Source organism: Corynebacterium sp. TAE3-ERU30 (assembly GCF_019209925.1).
Classification (GTDB): domain Bacteria; phylum Actinomycetota; class Actinomycetes; order Mycobacteriales; family Mycobacteriaceae; genus Corynebacterium; species Corynebacterium megadyptis.
This window is the reverse complement of the sequence record NZ_JAHUTO010000001.1, coordinates 43216-68148: the sequence shown is the minus strand read 5'-3', so window position 1 is coordinate 68148 and position 24933 is coordinate 43216. Positions and strand designations below refer to the sequence as shown.

The following is a 24933-nucleotide window of genomic DNA, read 5'->3' as shown; positions in this document are numbered from 1 at the left end:
AAAGACAACCCCTATGACTGTGTACTTCATTGGCGCTGGCCCCGGTGCCGCCGATCTTTTAACGCTGCGGGCCGATGCCCTCATTCGGCGTTGCCCCGTGTGCCTCTACGCCGGCAGTATCGTGCCGGAGGAGGTACTGGAGCACACCCCAGACGGCGCGGAGGTGATTAATACCGCCCGCATGCCGCTCGACGCGATCATGGAGGTCATCGAGCGCGCCCACAAGGAGGGCAAGGACGTGGCCCGGCTGCAGTCGGGGGATCCCAGCGTCTATTCGGCGCTAGCGGAACAAGCGCGGCGTGTGAGCGCGCTCGGCATCGACTACGAGATCGTGCCCGGGGTGCCCTCCTTCGCCGCCGCGGCCGCCAGCCTCGGCCATGAGCTGACGGTGCCCACCGTGGGCCAGTCCGTGGTGCTCACCCGCATCAATGGTCGCGCCAGCCAGATGCCCGAAGGGGAGGAGCTGGAGAACTTCGCCCGCACCGGCACCACCCTGTGCATTCATCTCGCCGCTCACGCAATTGACGAGGTCGTGGCCACTCTCGAGCCCTACTATGGCGACTGCCCAGTGGCCGTGGTGGCCTATGCCTCCCGCCCCGAGGAGCAGATCGTGCGTGGGCGCTTATCGACGATCGCTGCCGCCATTCGCGAAGCAGGAATTACCCGTACTGCCATGATTATCGTCGGCAAGGTCCTCGCCGCCGAGCAGTTCCCGGATTCCTTCCTCTACTCGGATGACCGGCCCCGCGATGAACACGGAAGGACGATTCCATGCGTGCACTAATTTTGGGCGGCACCTCGGAGGGACGCGACCTCGCTAAGCGCATGCTCGCCGAGAACTGGGAGGTCACGACCTCGCTGGCGGGCCGGGTAGCGAATCCACGCCTGCCTGTGGGCATGGTGCGTATCGGCGGCTTCGGCGGACCGGCGGGGCTGGCACAGTGGATCGTGAGCAACGATATCGACGTGCTCATCGATGCCACCCACCCCTTCGCCGAGGTCATTAGCGAATCCGCCGCCGAGGCGAGCCGCGCCACCGGCCGCCCGCTCATCGCTCTTCACCGTCCCGCCTGGAGCCCGCAGCCGCGGGATCGCTGGCACTCCGTGCACAGTGTGGACGAGGCAGCGCGCGTGGTGGCCCGCGACTACTCGCATATTTTCCTCACCATCGGGCGGCAGAAGCTCGCGCCCTTCGCCGCCGATACCCATAACCTCTACGTCATCCGCTGCGTCGATCCGCCAGAGGTAGCGCTGCCGCCGCGCAACCGCGTTCTCCTCGATCGCGGTCCCTTCGATGTCGCAGCGGAGAAGAAACTCATGATCGGCAACCAGATTGACGTTGTCGTCACCAAAAACTCTGGCGGCAACTACACCCGGGCCAAGCTCGACGCTGCCCGAGAGCTCGGCATCGACGTAGTCATGGTCGAACGACCCCCGCTACCGGGCGGCTCCAACGTGATCGTGGTGGACAACGCCTCCGACGCTATGCGCGAAGCTCGGCTGGTCTAGCCGACAGGCTCCTATCCCCACCCCGAGGCCCGAGGCTCCGAGACCGGATATCTCTCCGACCCCTCTCCATCCCTTCTGCATAACAGCGGCAGGGGAGAGGGGTCTTTGTCCTGATCTCAATCGGCTATTACCCCCTAAAAGGGCCAAGGGAACCTCGCGGCCCCGTGGATACGTCTACTCCCTGTGAGCGCATGAGTGCCCGCGGTGTCCCACCCATGACACCACGGCGCGAACCATGAGCTCGCAACCACACTGTATTGCAGCGCTGTGGCCGAGTGAACGTACCAATATCTGAGACTAAGGGGGAAGCAGCACACATGGTTTGTGGTGCTACTACGCAGCAGAGTGACGCGGCGGCGCTTCACCGTTCGCTTCACTTTGGTGCGGCTCTGATGTGGGAACGGAACTCGAAAGATACTGCCTCTCACCGCAGCGTGCGCCCATGGAGAAAGCCTCACGCCGGCGATCCCGGCGAGGGGTGCCTCTCCGAGAAGGCGCGTGCTCGCCACCGCACACCCAGCGGCGGAATCCGCTTCCAGCGGGGACCGTATTGTGGCGACGCACACCCCGGCAGCATCGGCTGCGTGCTCAAACATAGGGGTTGTTTGAGCAGCGCGCCCCGTCGCCGCCATATCCACTGGCAATGGCGGCGACATTGGCGAAGTGGTGCAGAGATGGCCTCGGGGGATGTCGTCTCTGCACCCACTTCGCTACCCCTTAAAAGGGCACCCGCAGTGAGTTGTACTGCACGATTGTCCATCCTCATCCACTCTTATTTTTACCCACCTAATGAAAGGACCCCATGAGGAACCTCCGACACTCCGCAGTACACCGCCGCCGCGCCCTCGGCACCGTCCTAGCCCTAGCGCTGATCACAACCAGCGGCTGCGCAACAGTGACTGGGCAAGCAGAAACTGAGGAGGCAACAAGCAACACCACCAAGGAAGATTCGACGACCACTGAGGAAGCAGGAACTGAATTATCCGACTGGTTCGAAGCCACCTCAGAGAACTTCGACTACCAGGCGCCGGGATTTGATTATTTCAATACCTGCGAAGTAATTTCGCCGGCAGACATGGAAAAGCTTGGCCTAAGAGACCGTGAAATTGTGCCCCATATTTTCAATTTCGGCATTGATTCATGCACATACCATACCGACCCACCAGAGTCCGGAACCTATTTAACGATGACGGACCCAAATACTCTAGAGACACTCGAAGGCAAGGCACTAGTCCACCCTCAAGGAAAATTCATCGCCGATGAAAAGGTACACACCTTTGAGAGTAGAGATTTTTTTTCAACGCATTGTGGCGTCGGAAGTTTCACCCCAGAAGGACGGGTGTCGGTTATTTCCACAACACATTTCTTTAAGCACACCCAAGACGATGCATGCACTTCTGCATATAACGTACTAAAACTTATATCTCAGAATACGAAGGAATAATCATCATGGACGTCTGCACTGGCAATCTTGGCACCAACGGAGACCGATTAATAGAATGTCTAAAAAGGATGGAGGCGCTAAATATACGCGTACTCGGCGGTACTTTCATAAAAACTTTCACCGAAGTCTCCGGGCTAGACCAGCTGGGCATGCAGCATGGGAATGTTCTTCTGTCCACTCCAGGCAGCTTGACACAAGTCGCCTCGCTTTTTGTGGAGCACGTTCACTGGCTCAGCGACGCCACGCATGCAACAAATGGCGGGTTCCAGTTTCAGGATGAGGCTATGCGTGAAAGCCTTTACGGAACATCCTCTGCGGAAGTCTTGGGAACGTTTCCACCGAAACCGAGCATCTTCTACAGTGATTTCCCCTTCGCTCCAGCGGTGGTTAATCCAGCCACCTCCTTGCAAGCGCTCCAGACGGCCTTCGCCGCGACACGGATCAACCTTGTTGATGCTACGGCCGACCTTTGGCGATGGATTTCTACTGAATCGGCCGCCATCTCCGCTGATCTGCACCACATAGCTGCGGATATCGCCGGCACCAATGAGGGCGAAGCGGTCGAAGCCTCTGCAGCCACCATCCGGGAAGCTGCGCAACAAGCCCAGAATTTCTCCGTCAATGCCGAGGCGATGGGCATGACGGTGCAGAACCTGCACACCATCCATAGCTACGGCCACTCCCTCGTTAACGAGGCGGCGGCGCGTACCGCCCACATCACCGATCCGGCCCTCAAGGCTCAGGCCGAGGACGCCTTCGTTAAAACTTTCACCACCACACTCTTCCCGCCCACACTGCACATGGGTGTACCGGTTCTCCGCAATCTCATGGCCACTCCACCACAAGGCGGCTACGCCCATCTCATTCCCACGGGAATGGATCACGCCGTTGACGCCGCAGGAGCCAACGTCCCTAAAACACTTCGAACGCTCGACGCCATCACCCACAACAGCACCAGCAACCAGCCGGGTTCTATGGCGCGTGCCCACGCCGCCCTCAACGAACTCTCCAGTATTGCCGCGCCCTCCACCGAGACCGCCGGCACCACCACAGCACCCAGCACCTCAGCGGCTGCACCACAGCTGTCGCAGAACCCGCTCCATCCTTCTTCACCGCAGGCATCCCCGCTCGCCGGAACGGTGGGCGGCGCGAGAAGCCCACAGACGTTCACCAATGCGCTCACCACGCCCACCACGTTGGGCTCGCCATCCCCAGCATCTGCCGGACGCCACACCGCAACCAGTCCAGTGCATCCACTCGGAGCGATCCCACACGCCACCGGCTCAGCCCGCGGGGTGACATCCACTACGCCGCGGCACGCCGGGCTTTCCGCACCAGGTGCGTCCCTGCGTAGTAGCAGTGGGGCAGGGGCTACCCCCTTGGCACGCTCTGCTCAGCCGCTGATCCCGCCCGCGGCTACTTCTACTCCGAATCACTCCCCGAACCCGACGGCGTCGCCACGCGGTGCCGCCACGCCACCGCCGGCGGTGCTGGGGCAGAATACGAGCAACAGCAAGCCCAGCCCTGGTCGCGGCCCCATGGCGGCATTCGGCCCCACTGCGGGGCGCAGCCCTAAGACGCAGGGGAAGGGGCCTGTCATCTCCGTCCTCGCGCCGGAGGAAAAGGACGCGAATAAACGCGCTTTGCTGGGCAAACAAACTCCGCGTGTGGCCGGTCCCATCGGCACGTGGGCTCGCCAGAGCCCAGACAAGCGCCAGGAATCGAAGAAAAACTAGGCTCTTATTGCTTCGCTACACAGCACAGCCGGCTGCAGCACCCTAAGAGGTGCGCAGCCGGCTTCATCATTGCTGATTCAGACCCTAAAACAGGTTCAACGGGTCCTGGGTGTCATAGCGGCGAGAGGTAAACACCCTCGTGGTCTTCTCCGGCCCGCCGCGATACACGGTGGTGGTGGAGGCGCCGATAATCACCATGGTGCGCATGTCCACGATCTCCGGGTCGAAGTCGCGGAGCGTGGTCACCTGCACCCGTTCTTGCTCGGAGCCCACGGCGCGGGCGACGATCACCGGCAGCTCGGGCGACTGGTACTCGCCGACAATCTCGGCGAGTTTCGCCACCTGCTCGCGTCGAGTCTTCGATGCCGGGTTGTACACCGCGAAGGCCATGTCGGCGGAGGCAAGTGCACGGATCCGCTTCTCGATAACCTCCCACGGCTTCAGCCGGTCGGACAAGGAGATCATGCCGAAGTCATGCCCCAAGGGGGCACCGACGCGCGATGCCACAGCCTGCGCTGCGGTCATTCCCGGCACGACCCGCACCGATACATCGGCCCATTGCGGGTCTTGGGCCACATCGAGCACCGCTGAGGCCATCGCGAATACTCCCGGATCACCGGAGCTGACCACGGCCACACGCTTGCCTTCCTTCGCCAAGTCGAGAGCCATGGCGGCGCGCTCGGCTTCCACCTTGTTGTCCGAGAGGTGCTGGCGCTGTCCGGCCCGCTGCGGCACCCGCCGCACATAGGTGGAGTAGCCCACCACATCGGTGGCTCTGGCGAGCTCCCATGAGGTCTCGGGGGTGGTCCATGCAGAGTCGCCTGGCCCGAGTCCCAGCACCACCACCTCACCGTGGGAGGGCTGTTGATCCTCAAGCACAAAGCCTTGACGCTGGCTGGGCACCACAACGCAGGAGAAGTAGGGAATATTCTCCGGATCGGCCTCGCGGACAGGCACGATGCGCTGGCCGTCCATGCTGGCGCGGGAGACGATATAGGAGTCCTCCAGTCGGCCGGTGGCCTCCAAGGCGTCTCGGACGGCGGTGAAGGTGCGGCCCAGCTTCATGATCACGGCCGTATCGGCGGTGCTCAGTGCGCGCTTGAGGTTTTCCACGCCCACGGTGGCGGGCAGCACAGCGAGTATGTCCTCGGCCTCGGCGAGGGGAAGCCCCAAGGCATCAGCGGAAGCGGTAATAGACGGGATACCGGGAATAATCCTCGCCTCAAAGTCGCTTGCCAATAGCCGGTGCAGGTGCTGATACGAGGAGTAGAGCATGGGATCGCCCAGGCTGAGTACCACCACGGTCTTGCCGACGGCGAGATGCGCGCTGAGCCTTTCGGCGGCCTCGCTATAGAACTCGGCCATGGCCCCAGCGTAACCGCCGGGGTGGTTGGTAATCCCAGTGGTCACTGGATAGGCGAGCAGTTCCTCTTCGCAGTCCTCGGGCAGGTAGTCGGCGGCGATAGATCGCGCGGTCGAGCTGCGCTTCGGGCCGGCGTGATAGACCACCACATCGGCCTGCTTCAACGTGGCGACGGCCTTGAGGGTCAGTAGTTCGGGATCACCGGGTCCGACCCCGATGCCGATGAGTGTTCCGGAAGCCACGGTTAGATGATCTCCTTCTCGGTGGCTAGGGCGTTCAGGGCGGCGCAGGTGATGGCAGAGCCGCCGCGGCGGCCATGAACGGTGAGGAACTCGATTCCGAGATCGGCAGCGGACTCCGCCAGGGCCACCTTGGATTCGGCGGCGCCGACGAAACCGACGGGAATGCCGAGCACGGCTGCCGGGCGAGGTCGCTGCGGATCCTCGGCGAGCCAGTTGAGCAGGTGGAATAGCGCGGTGGGGGCGTTACCAATGGCCACCACGGCGCCTTCGAGGATCGGCTCCCAGCGTTCCACGGCCGCGGCAGAGCGCGTAGTTCCTCTGCTGCGGGCCAGCTCGACGGTCTCCTCATCGCGCAACATGCAGACAACATCGTTGTCCGCGGGCAGCCGGGTGCGCGTCACGCCTGAGCGCACCATATTCACATCGCTAATGATGGGAGCTCCGCTGCGTAGTGCCTCTCGCGCGGCGGGGACAAGTCCCGCCGAGAACTCGATATCGGCTGCGAGGTCGGTGGCGCCGGCGGCGTGGATCATGCGCACAGCCACCTGGGACTGCTCTTTATCGAAGGGGGAGAGATCGGATTCCTCGCGGATCATGGCGAAGGACTGCCGGTAAATCTCGTTGCCGTCTGTTTCGTAGGTGTACACCTGACAGGGTTTCCTCTCGGGGTTAGAAGGTGCGCGCGGTAGCGGGAGTGCCGCTGGCGACGGTGACGTCGTAGTCGCCATCGCTTTCGGCCACATAGTCCCAGTAATTGTGCAAGGGGTGCCCACAACGGCGTTCGCAGCCGGAGAAGTGCACCGCGTCGGCGGTGGAGGGATCGGGCAGGGCCTGGGTGCGGATCGCGCTCAGGGCATCGCCGCGCACATCGCTGCGGGATTTGGTGCAGCCGGGAAGCCCGGTGCAGGCGCTGACGCGCAGCCACGGGGAGTGGCGGTCAAATACCAGCCCTTGGGGCGCAAGCACCTTGGCCACGGCCTCGGCTTCGTCCTCGTCGAGATCGCACACCACCACGCCGGCCCACGGCGTAATACGAACGGGTTTGTCGCTGGCGGCCAGCATCTGCGCCACTCGGGCGCTGAGGACGCCAAAAGGCAAGGAGGCGCCGAGATCCACCCGGCCATCGCTGCGCTCCAGCCAGCCGATGGGGGCGTCCTCGGCTTTGGCCCGCTTCGTCAGCTGCACGGTCTCGCAGGTGGGGCTGCACTCCGGCAGCTCCGCCAGATAGTCGAGCAGCTGGCCACGCAACTCTGGGCTTTCCTGGACGCGCCAGCACTCGCCGCGGATTCGTTGCCACTGTTCAGCAGCGTGGATGAGGACCTGCGGGGCGGCGTCGATAAGCACCGAGAGAGCAGTGGGGAGACCACCGAGGATCACGATGGCCTCGCGCTGCGAGATCAATTGGATGCCGAAGTCGGGGTGCTGGGCGGTGATGCCGCCGTCGCCGCCGTCGAGGCCGAAGAGGGTGCGGCCGGATAAGCCGGTGACTTCCTCGCTGGCCAGGAGCCTGCGATCGAGGTCGGCGACGAGCGGGTCGAGGTCGCGGGAGAGGGGAGAGGCGATGATATTGCGGATCTTGTCGTGGGCGATGCTCGGTAAAAGTCCGAGCTCGCACACCGCCGAGGAAAACGCCTCGCGCTGGCGGATGCCGCGGATTTGGACGTTGCCGCGGGTGGTGACGTGAATATCGCCATCGCCATGCTCCTCGGCAAGGTGGGCGAGCGCTGCAAGATGCTCCGAGCTGGCGCGACCACCGGCGATGCGGATGCGGCCGATGAACCCATCGGCGGCCTCATGCATCTTCAACGCGCCAGGGCAGCCATCACCGCGCTGGCGATTGCCAAGACCGAGCGTGTCGGCGACAGAGGGGACGTGATCGAACTTCTCCATAGCTTTAAAGATAGTCCCGTGCCGAGCCCAGAGCCCATGCCAGCCCCGGCGCGGCGTCGAGCGGCTCCTCGGGAGCGGTGCCGAATACGGCCATTTTCACCCAGGACCCAGGAAAGAGCAGCTGCTCGTGGTCGGCGCGGGCGAGGCAGTAGGTGAAGGTGATTTCGCCGGGGATTTTCGGCGGCGCCCACACCAGCGCCCACTCCCACTGCCCAGTGGCCACGAGGGCCTGGCCGAGCAGCATGGTCACATACTCCGCCTCCTCGGGAACAGGCAGCCCCAACGCGCCGAGAACCTTATCTGCGTAGTCGCTCTCGAGACCATAGGCGCGCAGCAGAATCTGGTCGAGCTCCGTGAGCGCGGCATCGCTGAAGTCTTGGTCCCAGGACTCCAGCAGGGACTGTGCGCTGCGTTCATAGCTATCGAGGGTGTCGCCGAAAAGCTCCCTTCCGAGAGCAATGTTCTGGTCAAATTCAGACATGGGTTTATCCTATCTGGCATGGATGATCCTCAGTCTCCTCCTAACGAGCAGCGGCGGCGCAGCATGCCTGCGGGTCGGGGAGTGGCCGCGCAGCTGCGGGTGGTGGCCGGTCTGGTTGGCCATGCGCTGCGGCGGCCGCCCGCGGCCCCTGCGGTCGAGGTGCGCACCCAGCCGCACCCGGATGCGCGAGGACTCCTCATTGATGCCCAGCCCACCTCCACTGTCGGGGTGGGTGGGCGCGCCATCCCGGCGCGCAGCTGGCGCTTTAGCTATACCACCGACGATTCGACCGGCCGGGTCATTCCCGCCACCGGCTTGTATATCCGCCCGTTGCGCCCGTGGACGGGGCCTGGGCCGCGCCCGGTGGTGGCGTTCGCTCCCTCCACCCAGGGCATGGGGGCTTCTTCTGATCCTTCGCAGTCGGCGCCGATCGGCTGGGAGGTGCGGCGCCGCGGCCGCCGTATCGAGGATGTGATCTTTGCCTATGAGCTGCCGGTGATCAATCACTTTGTCTCCCGCGGCATGGGGGTGGTGGTCATCGATTATCCCCGCGATCCACGCACCGGCATTCAGCTCTACGCCAACAACATCGCCTGCGGTTATGCGCTTATCGACGCCGTCCGCGCCTGCAGTAGCCATTTCTTTCCCGCAGCCGCCCCGGTGGGGTGGTGGGGATTTTCTCAGGGCGGGGGAGCCGTGGGCAAGGCCTGCGAACTGGCCGCTGCGGCTGAGCCTCTGCCCCGGGCAGCGGTGGTGGGGGCACCGCCCTCGGACCTGGTGAAGGTATTGCGCTTTGTGGATCACCACACCCTCACCGGCATTGTTTCCTTTGCCGTGCTCGGTTTCTATACCTCCCATCCGGAGACGGTGCGCGCGGCATTGGCGAATGTCAGTGACTACGGGCTGGAGCAGATCCGGGCCACAGCGCTGCTCTCGGCCTTCGGCGCGGCGCTGCGCGGCGGCTGGCGGGGCAGTAGGCACTGGACTACGAATGACCAGCGTCTTAGCGCCAGTCTTGATGAGTCTGCGGCGCTTACCGCCGAGTTAGAGCGGCATCGTTTAGGCACCCAGCCGCTGCATCACCCCACGCTATTGTGGGGCAACCGCTATGACGATGTGATCCCTTTTCCACAGGTAGAGGAAGTGGCGCACGGGTGGGCTAGGCTCAGCCCGGAGTATCTGGACTATCGGGTATACGCCTTTTTGCCCACCGTCTTTCACTTCACTGTGGGCCACTTTGGCACCTATGCCTTAACGATGCGTCGTCATGCCCAGTGGCTGTGCGATCATCTCTATGACGCAGAGAGATAAAAACTTACGGTAGATTGACCGGCTAGTGCCCTTGAGACACATCACATATGTGTAGGGTTAGGTCACAGTCAGTGTCTTGGGAAACCGGTGCAACTCCGGTCGCGGTCGCGCCACTGTGATAGCCAGACCTCAAGGCCGCTGCCGATGTTGTACCCCCATTGTTCGCGTGGGCGCGCACACCCACACACGATGAAAGCGAGTCATCTGCTCCATGATTCTGTTGCTCTCCACGTCTGATACGGACTTGCTCTCCGCTAAGGCCGCCAATGCCGAGGACAATGTTCATTTCCGCTATGCCAATCCCACCGGGTTGAGCTCTGAACGCATCGATGAGCTGGTGGGCGACGCCGAGATCATCGTCGCGCGGCTGCTGGGTGGCTATCGCTGGTGGGAAGATCTCATCACCACCGTGCTGGCGCATAACAAGCCCACCGTGTTTGTCTCGGGCGAGTTGGCCGTCGACGCCGAGCTCACCCGCACCTCCACCACACCGGCGGGTGTGACCACCGAGGCCCACACCTATCTCGCCGAGGGCGGGGCGAAGAACCTGGTCCAGCTGCACCACTTCCTCTCCGATACCGTGCTGCTGACTGGCTTTGGCTTCCAGCCGCCGGAGCGTATGCCCATGTGGGGCCATCTCGACGAGGCAGTGCCCGACGCGAGCGCGGCGCATGCGGCGCCGCGGGTGGGCATCATCTACTACCGCGCCCAGCACCTCGCCGGCAATACCGACTACATTGCGGAGCTCGCGCGCGCCATCCAGGCCGCGGGGGCGGTGCCCGTGCCGCTCTTTGCCGCGTCTTTGCGCCAGGCCTCCGAGGAATTGCTCGATGAGCTCTCCACCATGGATGCCATCATCACCACCGTGCTGGCCGCCGGCGGCAAGGCTCCCGCAAGCGCGCAGGCCGGCGGCGACGATGACTCCTGGGATGTGAAGGCACTCGCCGCCTTGGATGTGCCGATTATTCAGGGCATCGCCACCACCTCGCCGCGCAGCCAGTGGGTGGATAATGACGACGGCCTCACCCCGCTCGATGTCACCAACTCGGTGGCCGTGCCCGAGTTCGATGGCCGCATCATCACCGTGCCCTTCTCCTTCAAGGAATATGACGATGATGGCCTGATCTCCTATGTGGCCGATAAGGAGCGCTGCGCGCGGCTCGCGTCGATCAGCGTCAACCATGCCAAGCTGCGCTCGATTCCCAATGAGCAGAAGAAGATCGTGCTCATGCTCTCCGCTTATCCCACCAAGCACGCCCGCATCGGCAATGCGGTGGGCCTGGATACCCCTGCCTCCACGCTGCGGGTGCTGCACGCCCTGGACGAGGCCGGCTACGATCTCGGCGATACCACCCAGATCCCCGGTTTCACCGATGGCAACTCCGATGCGCTCATGCACGCCGTGATCGACGCCGGTGGCCACGACCCCGAGTGGCTCACCGAGGAGGTGTTGCGCACCAACCCGCTCAAGCTCTCTAAGGAGGACTACTGCTCGTTCTTCTCCACGCTGCCGCAGGCAATGCAGGAAGAAATGATCGAGCACTGGGGCCAGGCACCCGGCGAGCACTACGTGCATCCCGACACCGGCGAGCTCTATATCGCCGGCCTGAAGTTCGGCAATGTCATGCTCATGGTGCAGCCACCGCGCGGCTTCGGGGAAAACCCCGTGGGCATCTACCATGACCCCGATCTGCCCGCGAACCACCACTACCTGGGGGTGTACTACTGGCTGCGAGAGGTCTTCGGCGCCCACGCCATTGTGCACATGGGCAAGCACGGCAACATGGAATGGCTCCCCGGTAAAACCGTGGGCCTGTCCAATGAGTGCTATCCGGATCAAGCCATCGCCGATGTGCCCTTGATCTACCCCTTCTTGGTCAATGACCCCGGCGAGGGCACCCAGGCCAAGCGCCGCGCCCACGCCCTCTTGGTCGATCACATGATCCCGCCCATGGCGCGCGCCGAATCCTATGGCGATATCACCCGCCTCGAGCAGCTTCTCGACGAGCACCAGAACATCTCCGCCATGGACCCGGCCAAACTTCCGGCCATTCGCCAAGAGATCTGGACGCTTTTGCAAGCCGCCAAGATGGACCAAGACCTCGGCTGGGAATCTCGCCCCGACGAGGAGGTCTTCGATGACATGCTCATGCACGTCGATGGCTGGCTCTGCGAGATCAAAGACGTCGCTATCCGCGGCGGCCTGCACGTGCTCGGCCAGCGCAGCAAGGACGAGGAGCTCGTGGAGCTGGTGGCCGCAATGCTGCGTTCCCGCCAGCTATGGGGCGGCTCCAGCGCGGTGGAGGGCCTGCGCGAAAGCCTCGGGCTCTCCGAATCGGGCGATGAAAGCCGCACCCGCGTCGATAACATCGAGGAGCTGGCTGTCGCGCTGATCCGCTCCCTCTCCGACCACAACTGGGACCCGGAGGCGGTAGACGAGGTGCTGCGCAGCGTGGAGCTGCCGGAGACCGCCAAGCCGGAGCAGTTGGCACACCTGCTCCGCTTCGCCGCCGAGGAAGTGGTGCCGCGACTGGCGGCCACCCCGCGCGAGATTACCCAGATCCTGCGCGCCCTCGACGGCCGCTTCATCGAGGCCGGGCCCTCCGGCTCGCCGATGCGCGGTTTGATCAATGTGCTGCCCACCGGCCGCAACTTCTACGCCGTGGATCCCAAAGCCATCCCCTCGCGCCTCGCGTGGGAGACCGGCCAGCTGCTGGCCGATTCACTCATCGAGCGCTACCAGTCGGATCACGACGGCGCCTATCCCGAGTCGGTGGGGCTTTCGGTATGGGGTACCTCCGCCATGCGCACCTCCGGCGATGACATCGCCGAAGTATTCGCCCTGCTGGGTGTGCGCCCCGTGTGGGACGAGGCCTCGCGACGCGTCGTGGATCTGCACGTGATCCCGCTGGAGGAACTCGGCCGCCCGCGCATCGATGTCACCGTGCGCATCTCCGGCTTCTTCCGCGATGCATTCCCGCACGTCATTACGCTTATCGACGATGCCGTCCAGCTCGTCGCCGGCCTGGACGAGACCCACGAGCAGAACTATGTGGCCGCCCACGCCCAGGCCGATGTGGACTCCGGGCTCACCCCGCGCCGCATCTTCGGCTCCAAGCCCGGCACCTATGGCGCCGGCATGCTCGAGCTCATCGAATCCGGCAACTGGCGCGATGATCAAGACCTCGCGGCCGTCTACACCTCCTGGGGCGGCTATGCCTATGGCCGTGACCTCCCCGGCGTGAAGGCCGGTGAGGAGATGAAGGCCGCCTACCGCCGCATCAAGGTCGCAGCGAAGAACATCGACTCCGCCGAGCACGATATCGCCGACTCGGATGACTACTTCCAGTATCACGGCGGCATGGTGGCCACGATTCGCGCTCTGACAGGGGAGAACCCCGACGCCGTCATCGGCGATTCCACCCGCCAGGAAACGGTGAAAACCCGCAGCCTGCACGAGGAATCGCGGCGCGTCTTCCGTGCCCGCGTCGTCAATCCGCGCTGGATCGAGGCGATGCGCCGCCACGGCTATAAGGGCGCGTTCGAGATGACCGCCACCGTGGACTATCTCTTCGGCTATGACGCCACCACTGGCCTCATGGACGATTGGATGTATGAGACTCTCACTGACACCTATGTGAAAGACGAGACCAACCGCGAGTTCTTCCAAGAGTCCAATCCGTGGGCGCTGAAGGATATCGCAGAACGTCTACTCGAGGCCGCCGACCGCAACCTCTGGGAGGAGCCGGACCAGGAGCGTCTGGATCTGCTCCGCGATACCTTCCTGGAGATGGAAGGCGATATCGAGGCCCGCGGCGACTCTCAGAGCTAGCCACGGCCACAGCGCCCTCCCGAGTATCTGCCCGCGCAGTGCTTCGGGAGGGCGCTTGTCGTCTCTTCTAGCCCGCAGGCGCCGCGAGGGTAGGGGCGGGCGCTTGGCTCCACCCGTGTGTCCTTAGGCTCAGGTAGACTCGACCACCGTGCGTTTAGGACTACTTTTCCCCCTGTACATCGTCGGCGAGATCCTCGCCTTCTACCTCGTCGGTAGGTGGATTGGCTTCGGCTGGGCGATCCTACTGCTTGGCCTGCTGTTCATCCTCGGCTTTGTGTTCGCCAACTATGAGATGCGCGCGATCGTGCGCCGCGCCGCCAGCAACCCCACGGCGGCCCGCCCCGGTCAGGTAGTAGGGGATTATGGCCTGCTCTTCGCCGGTTTGGTGGGCGTCGCTCTGCCCGGATACATCACCTCCATCACCGGTTTGCTCTGCATTCTGCCGCCCACCCGCGCGGTGATCCGGCGGGTCATGGCGCGCACCACCATGGCGCGCCTGGATAAGCTGAGCGTTAAGACCTTCACGATGACCCAAAAGCGCGGCACCTATGGCTCTTTCGCACCGGTGATCGATGAAGAAGAAATCAAGAAGTGGACAGAAAGCGTCAATCCGGACGATTTCGACACCCCGCATAACGGCCAGAACAAGGGCCGCAGCAACGGCCCGAGCAACGATAGCGATAGCCCCGAATCTCAGTAATGCCGCTGCTTCTCCACCTCGCCTGCGCAGCCCTCTCAGGGCTGCTCTTGTATTTTTCCTTCGAACCCCACGGCTATTGGTTCGCCGGGGTGCTGAGCTTCGCGCTGCTGTATATCGCGCTGCACCCCTGGCGCCGCTGGCTGGCGCGCCCGATCACCTGGCGCAGCGGACTGCTCATCGGCGCCACCCACGCCCTATGCGCCTATCTGCCGCTTTTGCCGTGGGTAGGCGAGTTCGTCGGCACCCCGCCCTATATTGCCCTCGCTATCGTCAATACCCTCTATATCCTGCTCTTTTCCGCTATCGCACCGCGCCTCGGGCCGCTGGCCTTCACGCTGTTTTATGTGGCCGTGGAGTGGCTGCACTCCACATGGCCCTTCGGTGGCTTCGCCTGGGTGCGGGTGGCCTGGGGACAAATCACTGGGCCCCTCAGCGCCCTAGCCCCGGTGGGCGGACCGGCGCTGGTGACCGCCGCCACCGTAGGCATCGGCGCCGGACTCGCCGGCCTGCTCCTGCGTGCGCGGCTATCGTCGCTGCTCACGCTCGCATCCGTCGCCGTGATACTGCTCGGCGGCACGCTATATAGCTCCTCGCTGGAGCAGCGCCCCTCTGCAGGCGAGGTGACGGTCGCCGCCGTGCAGGGCAATGTGCCGCGCATGGGCTTGGACTTCAACGCCCAGCGCGAGGCAGTGCTGAACAACCATAGTGCCGAAACCGAACGCATTGACCGCCCAGTCGATCTGGTGGTCTGGCCGGAAAACGCCGCCGATGTCAATCCTTTTGCCCACGCGTCTGCCCGGGCGCGCATCGCGGAGGCGGTGGAGCATGTGAACGCACCGCTCTTGGTAGGCACGGTCACCCGCGATGAGGTGGGCGCGCGCAATACGATGGTGGTGTTCAATGCCGATGGCACAGTGGGCGAGCACCATTACAAGAAGTATCTGCAGCCTTTCGGCGAGTACATGCCCTACCGAGATTTCTTTCGACACTTCTCCGACTACGTTGATCTCGCCGGGGATTTCAAGCCCGGCGAGGGCTCGGGCGTGGTGCATATGAACGACATCGCGGTGGGTGTATCCACTTGCTACGAGGTGGCCTTCGACCGCGCCGGCCGCGATGCCGTGCTGGCCGGCGCGCAGATCCTGACCACGCCCACCAACAATGCCACCTTCGGTTTCACCGACATGACCTATCAACAGTTGGCGATGAGCAGATTCCGCGCCAAAGAGTTGGATAGGGCAGTTGTGGTGGCCGCCACCTCTGGGGTCTCTGCACTGGTGAGCCCAAGTGGAAAGGTGCTGGAACAGACCGATATTTTCACCGCGGATCACCTGGTGGACACGCTGCCGCTGCGGTCCACGCGCACGATCGCAGCCATCCATGGTGGTCAGATCGAGGCCGGACTCACTATTATTGGAGTGTTAGCCGCTGCGGCCGGTATAGTGCGTGGTCGCAAAACCTGAAGTCAGCCCCTAGTGGCGCTTTCTCACCGTGCTGGTGCGGATGCGTCCCGTAGCAATGGAAAGTAGCGACATCTGTGACGAAGCCGAGTGAGAAGACACTGGTCATTATCCCGACCTACAATGAGCGCGAAAACACCCCGCTGATCACCGCTCGTATCCGCCAGGCCGCGCCGAGTGTGGACATCCTCATTGTGGACGACAACAGCCCCGACGGCACCGGCGACGTCGCCGATGAGCTCGCCGCACAGGACGAACAGATCTTTGTGTGCCACCGGAAGGTTAAGGAAGGTCTGCTCGGCGCCTATATCGAGGGCTTTAACTGGGGCTTGGAGCGCGACTACAGCGTGCTCTGCGAAATGGATGCAGACGGTTCCCATGCCCCGGAGCAGCTTCATCAGCTGCTGAACGCGGTGGATGAGGGCGCCGATCTGGTCATCGGCTCGCGCTATATTCCGGGCGCCCGCGTGGTCAATTGGCCCAAGAAGCGCTATGTGCTGTCCAAGGGCGGCAATATCTACATCTCGCTCGCCCTCGGCGCAGGCCTGAGTGATATGACCGCAGGCTATCGCGCTTATCGACGCGAGGTCCTCGAAGCAATCGACTTCTCGGAGCTGTCCAACGCCGGCTATATTTTCCAGGTGGATCTGGCCTTCCGCGCCGTCCAGGCGGGCTTCGATGTCCAGGAAGTCCCGATCACCTTCACCGAACGCGAAATCGGCGAATCCAAGCTCGATGGCAGCTTCGTCACCAGCTCGCTATCCCAGGTCACGCTGTGGGGTCTCAAGCACCGCGCCCAGCAGCTCCGCGATCTCTACAACGAGACCAGCAAACAGGTGCAGTACGAAATCAAGCGCCACAAGACGCGCCCCAAGTTCAACCACTAATTACCTGCACCCCGCCACGAGCACCGCCGCCCGCGGTGGGGGCAGGAACTAGGGGAGTAGCTTATAAGGACAAAGACCACGACCCGAGAACCGCTGCGTGTTGGTTCTCGGGTCGTGGTCTATCTGTGCACGGCGCTGGGCTTATTTGCCAGCCTCCTGCTTAGCGCGCTCTTCTTCTTCCTTCTGCTGCTTGAGCAGCTTGGCGGCGTTGCGGCGGCGCTTGCGCAGATACTCGATGCGCTCGTCGAGCAGCTCATCGAGTTCTTCCATGCTGCGGCGCTCGCAGAGCATGTCCCAGTGGGTGCGCGGCGGCTTCACCGGCTTACCCTCAACACCCTCGCCTTCCATGAGGGTGCCCATCTGGCCGTTCTTGCACAGCCACTCCTCGGGGAGTTCGGCATCGTCGGCGAAGGGAACCTCGAAGATCTCTCCCGAGTCCGTCTTGTACTTGACCATGCGCCGAGGTGCGAGATCATGATCTCGATCGGTTTCGTAACTCACAGCACCCATGCGGCTGCCGCGCAGTACGCGATCTGCCATGTTTGAATCCGTCCTTTTCTTTGCGGCTGTATTGCTTTAGGTACAACGCACATGCCGTGCATTTAGTTCCACCACGGAGCACTGCGGTTGTAGCTCATCAGACATATTTTAGCCACGCGGATCCTCCCGCACTCACACAGGGCGGGGTGCGCTAATATATACAGCCGTGACTAGACGCGATTCTGTGACCCACACCTGCCAGTGGTGCGGAAAGGAATTCGCCACTAGCGGCAGGGGGCGACCAAAGAAGTACTGCAGCGCCTCGTGTCGGCAACGTGCTTATGAGCACCGGCAACTGGCGGAGAGTCGACAGCTTCCTAGCGACGCAGTGGTGATCACCCCCGAACAACGGGCCCAGTTCACGGACTCGCTCTATGAGCTGCGTTGCGCCGCCGAGGATATCGCCACTGCGGTGGCCGAGGATGCAGAGCCCGAGGACATCGACGAGTTGTGCGAGGAGCTGCAGCGCATGGCTCGGGCCATTGAACATTTCCGTTTCTAAAATTGGGTTAGGATGCAAGACATGAATACTGGGGCTTCCAAAGGGGCTAATAAAGCCGTTGTCGTCGGTGCCGTTGTAGTCATCGTCGTACTCACACTGCTTGCCGTGGCTCCCGTGGTGTATAAGGCCGTTATGAACTCCGGAGTGCAGACCGGGGGTATCTCTACCGAGCAGGCCAACGCGGCCAGCACGGACGTCAATGGCGAGTGGACTGTCGTTCCCAGCGCCGAGGGAAACACCACCTCGGTGGGCTATACCTTCGAGGAAATCCTGCCTGGGGAGCGCCGCAGCACCTCTGGCTCCACGCGAGCTGTCACCGGCTCGGCGACGGTCAGTGATAATTCCGTCCAAGCCGGCGCCGAAATGGTGGCCGACCTCACACAGGTCGAGACCGATCAGAAGCGCCGCGATGTGAACGTGCGCCGCAAGCTCTTGGAGACGGAGCTCTATCCCGAGGCCCGCTTCGTGCTCACCGAGCCTGCGGATCTCTCGCAAGTGCCCGATGATGGCACTCCGGCCACCGTGCAGCTCGATGGCGAGTTCACCATCAAGGGCGTGACCAACCCGGTGAGTGCCGACTTCGAGGTGCTGCGCAGCGGCGAATCCATCATTCTGGCGGGCACCATTCCTTTTAATCGCGAGGACTTTGGCGTCAAGACTCCAGACTTTATTGCCGCGAAGATCTCCGAGAACGGCGAGCTTAATATCCGCATCAGCATGCAGAAGGACAGCTAGGAAAACGCCATGGTGAATAAGCTGATTCCCGCCATGTGGGTGCGCCTCGTCGTACTCATTATCTTCGGTATCTTCATGTACACCGAAGGCCTGCCGTGGCTGGCCGGTTTCTCCGTACTGCTGATCGCATTAACCATCTGGCAGTTGGTTACGGCCTATAAACAGCGCTAGCCGCTTCATCCAATAGCCTTGGAATGCCACTTATTTCGTCACTGTGACGTAATAGGTGGCATATCTGCATAGGGAAGAGGTGCGCGCTGAGGGCCGCCTGGGCGGGGCTACTACGCAGTGACGTATTCTCTCGCGCTCATAGCGAGAGCGATCGCAGGATGAGCGCCTCACACTCAGTGGCCGCACGAACGTGTGGGCGTGGGCGGCAACACCGCACCAAGGCCGCACAGCGCAGATGAGCACATGGGCAACCGGGGTGTCCAGAACGGCTGAGCGCGGAGCGCGCGCCGGACGCCGCGGGAGATGCGACTGAACCTCACACGGTGAGCGAAGATCCGAAGGGCGACGCCGCGGCAGGCACTCACAGAGCCGCAGACAGCGGCGCGGGAGGACAATAGTCTCAGCCACGGATTGACAGCGGAAGCCATAACAGCAGCATGTGCCCACCAGCATCGGCATTTGTCCGATAATATACATTATGTCACTTTAGCGATGCTCCCCATTCCCCGCTCAGCGTTGGCGGCGCATCGCGCTCCATACTCCAGCGAGGCCTAGCGGTCTCGCCCCTTCCGCACCCGGCCCCTAGATTCCCCATTCCGCCATCGCTGGGGCCACGCCCTCGTCCCGTGCTCTGTTCTCAGTGGCCATCGCACGCCTCACGCCACACTCAGGCCCAGACACAGCGCCCCATGCGAGTCACAGCACGCGCTTAGTGGACTGTGTACAAGTGCTCAGAATGAGGGCACATAGCCCCCGACCGACATCGGACATCACCCCCAGATTAGCCTACCCTGAATCGGCCGCTATGGCCCCTTGTTAAGCGATAGACGTCGACATTTACGCGTCCCCACATACGCTGGCGAGCGACGCTGTGCAGTGCATCCTTTGCTGAGGTGGCCACAAGTCTATACACATCCCACCACCCCCGCGCCCCACACACGACCGGCTGGCACCTCATGTCGCCATAGGGTGAATCAATAAATCTGGCCATGGGCGAGGTGCACCTTACTCCCCTAACCTACGGACAAGTAGGGATTATCACTGCTCAGCACCCAGCACCCTTGCTGCACTCACTACCGCACCGATGTCCGTCATCAGACCACATACGCCCGTTATTCCATAGGTTTTAATAGAAAAGCTCTTCCAGTAGCACATCATTTTGTTGCACTATTCAACAAGTCTTAAGCATTCCGAATAATGATGTAAATTGAGCCGCTCAATCATTCTCAGAATCGCTATATTCAGCTTTTTCTTAGCTTCTTGTCAGGAGCGTAAGTTGGCTCATTTTTCGAGGTGCTAGCGGTTTTCTTCTGCGTCCGTTAGTGTTCATCGTAACGAGCTGGTGAGACGTTACAGAGAGTTACTTCACACCTAGCGAGTTACGTGTACAAGGCGCGTTATGTGCCACATTCTGAAGAATCTCGTGAAATCGAGATCCAACTCATAAGGAGTTTGTTTCATGGACAATGCAGTAGTTGAGAACGACGTGATTGACGAGACCACCACCGTGACCGAAACCCCCGTGGCTGACGCTCCTGAGACTGAGGCTCCCGTCGTAGACGCCCCCGAGACCGAGGTTCCCGAGGTGGACACCCCTGCCGTTGACGCCCCCGCTGGCGATCTTCCGGTAGACGAGGTTCCGGGCGCCGGCGAGACCACCGGTGTTGCTGACACCTCCAGCCTGGATGCCTTCTCCTCCGAGATCAGCGTGGACAACGTCGACAGCTTCTTCTCCAACGCTGTCGACCTGACCGTCGCCATCCTGGGCCTCGTGGGCAAGCTGGCCTAAGACTCCGTAGTGCTGGGTCATGCCCAGCACCTCCGAAGCACTTTCAGCCGAAAGGATTACATCATGGGTGCAGATCACGACCCCAATGCAGGCATTCCGCTCGACCCGCCCAGCGACCCCATGCCGGTGGTCCACTGGTTCCAAGAGGTTGGACCTGCACTAGTTGATGCCACCAAGGCGATGCTCGGCTTCGCCGCTGGCGTCGTGTAGTACACAGGCACCGTTCTCAGTGCTTAGCGGCGGGCCGAACCTTCCCGGCTCGCCGCTTTTTCTCCTCACTTATAACCTCTACCGAGAGAATATTATGCGTTCATTGACTAAAGGTATTAGCGCGTGCGTCATCGCCGTGAGCACTCTCTGTGTCGGCGTTGGTACGGCCAACGCTGTTCAGGATCGCCCATGGTGGGATCCCACGCAGGTGATCGAGTCCCCCGTCAACCCGAACCGTGCTGAAGGTGCGGTGGAGGGCGTCTCCTTTACCGCTTCTGATTCCGCTGCGAAGGAAGTCAGCCCGAGCGACTGGGCTCGCGTCACCTTCACCGGCACCGGTTTCACCCCCGGCTTGTACTACACGGTGCGCGTCACCCTCCGTGAGCCGGGCACCGGCCGCGACTGGGGCGTCTACACCTGGCTGACCTATCGCGCCACCGCAGAGGGCAAGATCCACTCCAACCTGCGCGTGTTCATCCCGAGCCGTGCGGTACCTGGGGAAAAGGTCATCGCCGTTCCCACCGTGTACAACGCCGAGGATGTTCGCCGCGATGGTCGCCCGGAAAAGGCCGATCCGAGCTGCGTTCTGCAATGTGAGCGCGTGGCCCCGCTGGCCGCGTACACCAATCTCACTGATCCCGGCGCCACCATCACCATCCGCTAGTACCCCCTTCCCATCACGTTTTTCACACAGTAAGGACATAGCTATGCCTACCGGACCCGCACCCCACCCCGGCTACTTTGACCAGGATGCACTCGACTTCTCTGTCGCCATCGTCGAGACGATCCTCGGCGGCGCCGGACAGATCTTCGGCGCTATCTAAATAGCGAGCATCAACTCACACACACGCCCCGGCCAGATACTGGTCAGGGGCGTGTGCTTCGTCGTGCTCTGATGCGTTCTCGGGGCGCTAGACAGTACTAGCTGCGCCGGCTGGCCCGACTACGCGAGGTCAGCCGAAGCTGCAGCGCATCGAGATGGTTCTCCTCCAACAGCGCTTGTTGCAGCGCAAGGTGGAAACGCCACAACCGCCGGAAGGTGATATCGAAGCCGGCGGCGGCAGCGTCACGCGAGTTGGCGTCGAAAAGCTCGCCCTGGATCGCCGCAACCTGTGCGTAGTGGGAGGCGAAGTGGGTCTCGCCGATGATGCGCAAGGAGGTATCGCGGTCGACCGTCTTGTGCAGCTCCTCGATGCTCGGATAGTCCATGGCCGGCCAGATATAGGCCCGCTCCACGGCGAGCGCTTGGCGCGTGACTGCAGAAAAGTTGCTGCCTTCGCTGAGGGTCTGGATCGCGGCGACGCCGCCTACCGACAACATGCGGTCGATAGCGCGGAAGAACTCCCGCTGCCCATCGGCGCCCATGGGCACGAGCTTGTCCAGGCTGACGATGGATTCATAGCGCGAACGCCAGTCCTCGCGGGTAGCGATGGGATGTTCGATGGTGTGAATGAACACCGAATCGGCCACTCCGGCGAGCTGCACGCTCTCATCCACGGCCGCCACAAACTCCGCATCGGGGCTGAGCGCATCCACACTGGCCCCGCGCTGGGCGGCACGAATCGCCAGGGCGCCACGGGAGAGCGGATATTCCAGCACATCGCGGCCGCCGCCGACCTGCGCGGCATCGAGAAGGGAGTCGATAGCGCGGTTCTGCGCATCGGCGAGATCCGCCCGGCCCACCTCGGCTGGCGGGGAGATGCGCGTGTCATCCACAAAGTGGTGCGAGGACTCGGCTTTCGGCCGCGAACTGTGGGTATAGCTTTTGCGGGTGATTCTTTCGGTCGTGGCCACCCCGGAGGCGAACATGCCGCCGCCGTCATGAATGCTGTCGGTGGAGGTGAACTCGCTGAGCGCCGGCGGCAGTTCACCGCCCTCATAGCGGCCGCGCTGCGGCAAGCGGCGGGCCGTACCGAAGGTGGTGCCCAGCAGTGCCTTCACCACAGCACCGAGATCGCGGGCATGCCACTCCCCTGCCATGTAGCTTTCGGCCAAGCCGAGCCAGCCGCCATCGGAGAGGCGGTAGAACAGCTCCTCGTGCTCCACCACCACGTCGGAATCTTCGAGCGAGATGCCCACGCTGAGCCCAGCGTCGGCGAGAGCGCGAGCGAAGTGAGCCTCCACGCGCCGCAGCCGCCACGAAGCAATCCGATCGCCCCAGGCGACCGGCACCGTGGCCACTCCCGGCCACCGCTGCGCATCCACATGCGCCAGGTGGCTGGCCTTATAACGGGGCATAGATTCTTCCGGCTCCCTTTCCACATCCGAGATAACGCGCAATCTGAACATGACGCGCGTGGTGCGCTCCCCTCCTTAGCGCCTGAGCACGGCCGACGCCGCGGCGGCGAGGAGTGGGAGGATGGCCGCAACGACGCCTCGTTGCTCCATCACCATTGATGAATTCATGGTAGAACTCTCGCTACCCTCGCTCGGGGAGGCGGGGCCGCAGACGGCACCCACCGCGGCAAATACCATAAGGGATAATGGCGCACCTCAACATGGCTGTGTTTTCTATCACCACGGCGGAGGTATAAACTGAGCATCTATGCGCGCCCTGCCTTGCACTCGAGCCGCTTTCCGCGGCCGCCGAGCACAGGGCCCTTATATATGTCATGCTGGGCGCGCGAGAATCTGTTCTTTGTTTCGAGGAGTTTATCTTTATGTCTGACCAGCCCTTCCGCCCAGAGAGCGGCCGCCACCACGTGGTGATTATTGGCTCCGGCTTCGGCGGCATCTTCGCTGCTCAGCGCCTTAAGGAGGCCGATGTTGATATCACCATCATCGACCGCACCAACCACCACCTTTTCCAGCCGCTGCTGTACCAGGTGGCTACCGGCCTGCTCTCCTCGGGGGAGATCGCTCCAGCAAACCGCCAGGTGCTGAAGAACCAGGACAATATCAATATTGTCAAGGGCGAGGTCACCGACATTAACGCCGAGGAGCAGACGGTCACCGCCGAGCTCGGCGAAATCAAGCGCGTATATAGCTATGACTCGCTCATCGCCGCCGCCGGCGCCGGCCAGTCCTATTTCGGCAATGAGCACTTCGCCGAGTTCGCGCCGGGTATGAAGTCCATTGACGACGCCCTCGAAATTCGCGCCCGCATTATCGGCGCCTTCGAGCGCGCCGAGCTGGCCACCGACCCGGCCGAGCGCGAGCGCTATCTCACCTTCGTCGTCGTCGGCGCCGGCCCCACCGGTGTGGAACTGGCCGGGCAGCTGGCCGAGATGGCCCACCGCACCCTTGCCGGCCGCTACACCAATATCAATCCGGCCAATGCCCGCATTTTGCTTCTCGACGGCGCCCCGCAGGTGCTGCCGCCCTTCGGCAAGCGTTTGGGCCGCAAGGCACAGCGTCAGCTGGAGAAGCTCGGTGTCTCGGTTCGCCTCAACTCGATGGTGACCAATGTGGACGCCGAGTCTGTCACCTACAAGAACATGCAGGATGACACCGAGACCACCATCCCCTCCTACTGCAAGATCTGGTCCGCAGGTGTGCAGGCTTCTCCGCTGGGCAAGCTCATCGCCGCGCAGACCGGTGCCGAGGTCGATCGCGCCGGCCGTCTGCTGGTGAACGAGGATCTCACCGCGGGCGACAGCAGCAACATCTTCGTTGTCGGCGACATGATGAACTGCAATAACCTTCCGGGCGTGGCCCAGGTGGCGATCCAGGCCGGCGAGTACGCCGCCGATGTCATTGCCGCCGAGCAGGGCACCGTCGCCGCCCGCGAGCCCTTCGAATACTTCGATAAGGGCTCCATGGCCACCGTCTCCCGCTTCTCCGCTGTGGTGAAGATGGGGCGCATCGAGGTCACCGGCTTTATTGGCTGGGTGCTGTGGCTGGCCGTGCACGTGATGTTCCTGGTCGGCTTCCGCAACCGTTTTGTGGCTGCCATGTCCTGGGGCCTCAACGTGCTCTCGCGGGCCCGCTGGCAAATCACCACCACCCGCCAGCAGCTGCATGGCCGCAATGGCCTGAACAAGCTCGCCCAGCTCAGCGCCGAGCAGGGCCAGCCGGTAGAGGCGGCAGAAACCCGCCAATACGCGCTGGATGAGCAGACCCAGAAGCAGCTGAACAAGGACAACTAAGCACCTCGTTTTCAGCGACGGAGAGCACCCGCGGCCACACCCC

The 24933-nt window shown here is 62.7% G+C and carries 22 protein-coding genes; 16 read left to right on the top strand and 6 right to left on the bottom strand.

Going from position 1 to position 24933, the window contains the following annotated elements; translation table 11 throughout:
- Window positions 1-13 precede the first annotated feature (13 nt).
- The 4 genes from cobM to KR227_RS00305 all read left to right on the top strand — a co-directional run bounded on the left by cobM (window position 14) and on the right by KR227_RS00305 (window position 4689).
- Window positions 14-784 carry a precorrin-4 C(11)-methyltransferase gene (cobM, locus tag KR227_RS00320; RefSeq protein WP_218363233.1) on the top strand — a complete coding sequence of 257 codons (771 nt, stop codon included), beginning with the start codon at window positions 14-16 and terminating at the stop codon, window positions 782-784.
- On the top strand, window positions 772-1509 hold the full coding sequence (locus KR227_RS00315) for a cobalt-precorrin-6A reductase (protein WP_218363232.1): 738 nt from the start codon (window positions 772-774) through the stop codon (window positions 1507-1509). The genes cobM and KR227_RS00315 overlap by 13 nt, the downstream gene beginning before the upstream one ends.
- A gap of 802 nt (window positions 1510-2311) precedes the next feature.
- The gene (locus KR227_RS00310) at window positions 2312-2953 is read left to right on the top strand and encodes a DUF3558 family protein (RefSeq protein ID WP_218363231.1); all 642 of its coding nucleotides are present in this window, start codon (window positions 2312-2314) and stop codon (window positions 2951-2953) included.
- Window positions 2954-3237: 284 nt separating this feature from the next.
- The gene (locus tag KR227_RS00305) at window positions 3238-4689 is read left to right on the top strand and encodes a hypothetical protein (protein WP_218363230.1); all 1452 of its coding nucleotides are present in this window, start codon (window positions 3238-3240) and stop codon (window positions 4687-4689) included.
- An 84-nt stretch (window positions 4690-4773) separates the two neighbouring features.
- Here KR227_RS00305 and cobJ read toward each other — a convergent pair whose 3' ends face one another.
- Genes cobJ through KR227_RS00285 form a run of 4 tightly spaced genes read right to left on the bottom strand, consistent with a single transcriptional unit; the run spans window position 4774 to window position 8665 of the window.
- Entirely contained in the window at window positions 4774-6294 is a 1521-nt protein-coding gene (gene cobJ, locus KR227_RS00300; RefSeq protein ID WP_218363229.1) for a precorrin-3B C(17)-methyltransferase, read from the bottom strand.
- 2 nt (window positions 6295-6296) lie between these two features.
- On the bottom strand, window positions 6297-6941 hold the full coding sequence (locus KR227_RS00295) for a precorrin-8X methylmutase (protein WP_218363228.1): 645 nt from the start codon (window positions 6939-6941) through the stop codon (window positions 6297-6299).
- 22 nt (window positions 6942-6963) lie between these two features.
- Entirely contained in the window at window positions 6964-8184 is a 1221-nt protein-coding gene (gene cobG / locus KR227_RS00290) for a precorrin-3B synthase (protein WP_218363227.1), read from the bottom strand.
- Between the two features lie 4 nt (window positions 8185-8188).
- Complete coding sequence (locus KR227_RS00285) at window positions 8189-8665, bottom strand: hypothetical protein (protein WP_218363226.1); 477 nt, start codon at window positions 8663-8665, stop codon at window positions 8189-8191.
- Between the two features lie 18 nt (window positions 8666-8683).
- Between KR227_RS00285 and KR227_RS00280 the strand changes: the two genes are divergently transcribed.
- From KR227_RS00280 to KR227_RS00260, 5 genes are all read left to right on the top strand, one after another.
- Window positions 8684-9976 carry a lipase family protein gene (locus tag KR227_RS00280; protein ID WP_218363225.1) on the top strand — a complete coding sequence of 431 codons (1293 nt, stop codon included), beginning with the start codon at window positions 8684-8686 and terminating at the stop codon, window positions 9974-9976.
- 211 nt (window positions 9977-10187) lie between these two features.
- Window positions 10188-13808 (top strand): cobaltochelatase subunit CobN, encoded by a 3621-nt coding sequence (gene cobN, locus KR227_RS00275; RefSeq protein ID WP_218363224.1) that lies wholly within the window; start codon window positions 10188-10190, stop codon window positions 13806-13808.
- Between the two features lie 148 nt (window positions 13809-13956).
- Window positions 13957-14508, top strand: a complete 552-nt coding sequence (locus tag KR227_RS00270; protein ID WP_218363223.1) for an FxsA family protein — start codon at window positions 13957-13959, stop codon at window positions 14506-14508.
- Complete coding sequence (lnt, locus tag KR227_RS00265; protein ID WP_218363222.1) at window positions 14508-15971, top strand: apolipoprotein N-acyltransferase; 1464 nt, start codon at window positions 14508-14510, stop codon at window positions 15969-15971. The genes KR227_RS00270 and lnt overlap by 1 nt, the downstream gene beginning before the upstream one ends.
- A gap of 74 nt (window positions 15972-16045) precedes the next feature.
- Entirely contained in the window at window positions 16046-16855 is an 810-nt protein-coding gene (locus KR227_RS00260; protein ID WP_218363221.1) for a polyprenol monophosphomannose synthase, read from the top strand.
- A 141-nt stretch (window positions 16856-16996) separates the two neighbouring features.
- Here the strand turns inward: KR227_RS00260 and KR227_RS00255 are convergent, their stop codons facing one another.
- Window positions 16997-17395: an RNA polymerase-binding protein RbpA gene (locus tag KR227_RS00255; protein ID WP_151528807.1), complete on the bottom strand. Its 399-nt coding sequence runs from the start codon at window positions 17393-17395 to the stop codon at window positions 16997-16999.
- A gap of 166 nt (window positions 17396-17561) precedes the next feature.
- Here KR227_RS00255 and KR227_RS00250 point away from each other — a divergent pair, with 166 nt between their 5' ends.
- The 6 genes from KR227_RS00250 to KR227_RS00225 all read left to right on the top strand — a co-directional run bounded on the left by KR227_RS00250 (window position 17562) and on the right by KR227_RS00225 (window position 21466).
- Entirely contained in the window at window positions 17562-17897 is a 336-nt protein-coding gene (locus KR227_RS00250; RefSeq protein ID WP_192795998.1) for a hypothetical protein, read from the top strand.
- 21 nt (window positions 17898-17918) lie between these two features.
- Complete coding sequence (locus KR227_RS00245; protein ID WP_370625108.1) at window positions 17919-18632, top strand: YceI family protein; 714 nt, start codon at window positions 17919-17921, stop codon at window positions 18630-18632.
- A gap of 9 nt (window positions 18633-18641) precedes the next feature.
- Window positions 18642-18803, top strand: a complete 162-nt coding sequence (locus KR227_RS00240) for a hypothetical protein (RefSeq protein ID WP_192796229.1) — start codon at window positions 18642-18644, stop codon at window positions 18801-18803.
- Between the two features lie 1459 nt (window positions 18804-20262).
- On the top strand, window positions 20263-20592 hold the full coding sequence (locus tag KR227_RS00235; RefSeq protein WP_192796000.1) for a hypothetical protein: 330 nt from the start codon (window positions 20263-20265) through the stop codon (window positions 20590-20592).
- 63 nt (window positions 20593-20655) lie between these two features.
- Complete coding sequence (locus tag KR227_RS00230) at window positions 20656-20802, top strand: hypothetical protein (RefSeq protein WP_192796001.1); 147 nt, start codon at window positions 20656-20658, stop codon at window positions 20800-20802.
- 103 nt (window positions 20803-20905) lie between these two features.
- Entirely contained in the window at window positions 20906-21466 is a 561-nt protein-coding gene (locus KR227_RS00225; protein ID WP_218363219.1) for a hypothetical protein, read from the top strand.
- A gap of 257 nt (window positions 21467-21723) precedes the next feature.
- On the opposite strand, the gene KR227_RS00220 is transcribed toward KR227_RS00225, so the two are convergent.
- Window positions 21724-23040: a cyclopropane-fatty-acyl-phospholipid synthase family protein gene (locus tag KR227_RS00220; RefSeq protein ID WP_218363218.1), complete on the bottom strand. Its 1317-nt coding sequence runs from the start codon at window positions 23038-23040 to the stop codon at window positions 21724-21726.
- 422 nt (window positions 23041-23462) lie between these two features.
- Here KR227_RS00220 and KR227_RS00215 point away from each other — a divergent pair, with 422 nt between their 5' ends.
- Entirely contained in the window at window positions 23463-24890 is a 1428-nt protein-coding gene (locus KR227_RS00215) for an NAD(P)/FAD-dependent oxidoreductase (RefSeq protein WP_218363217.1), read from the top strand.
- Window positions 24891-24933: the final 43 nt, after the last annotated feature.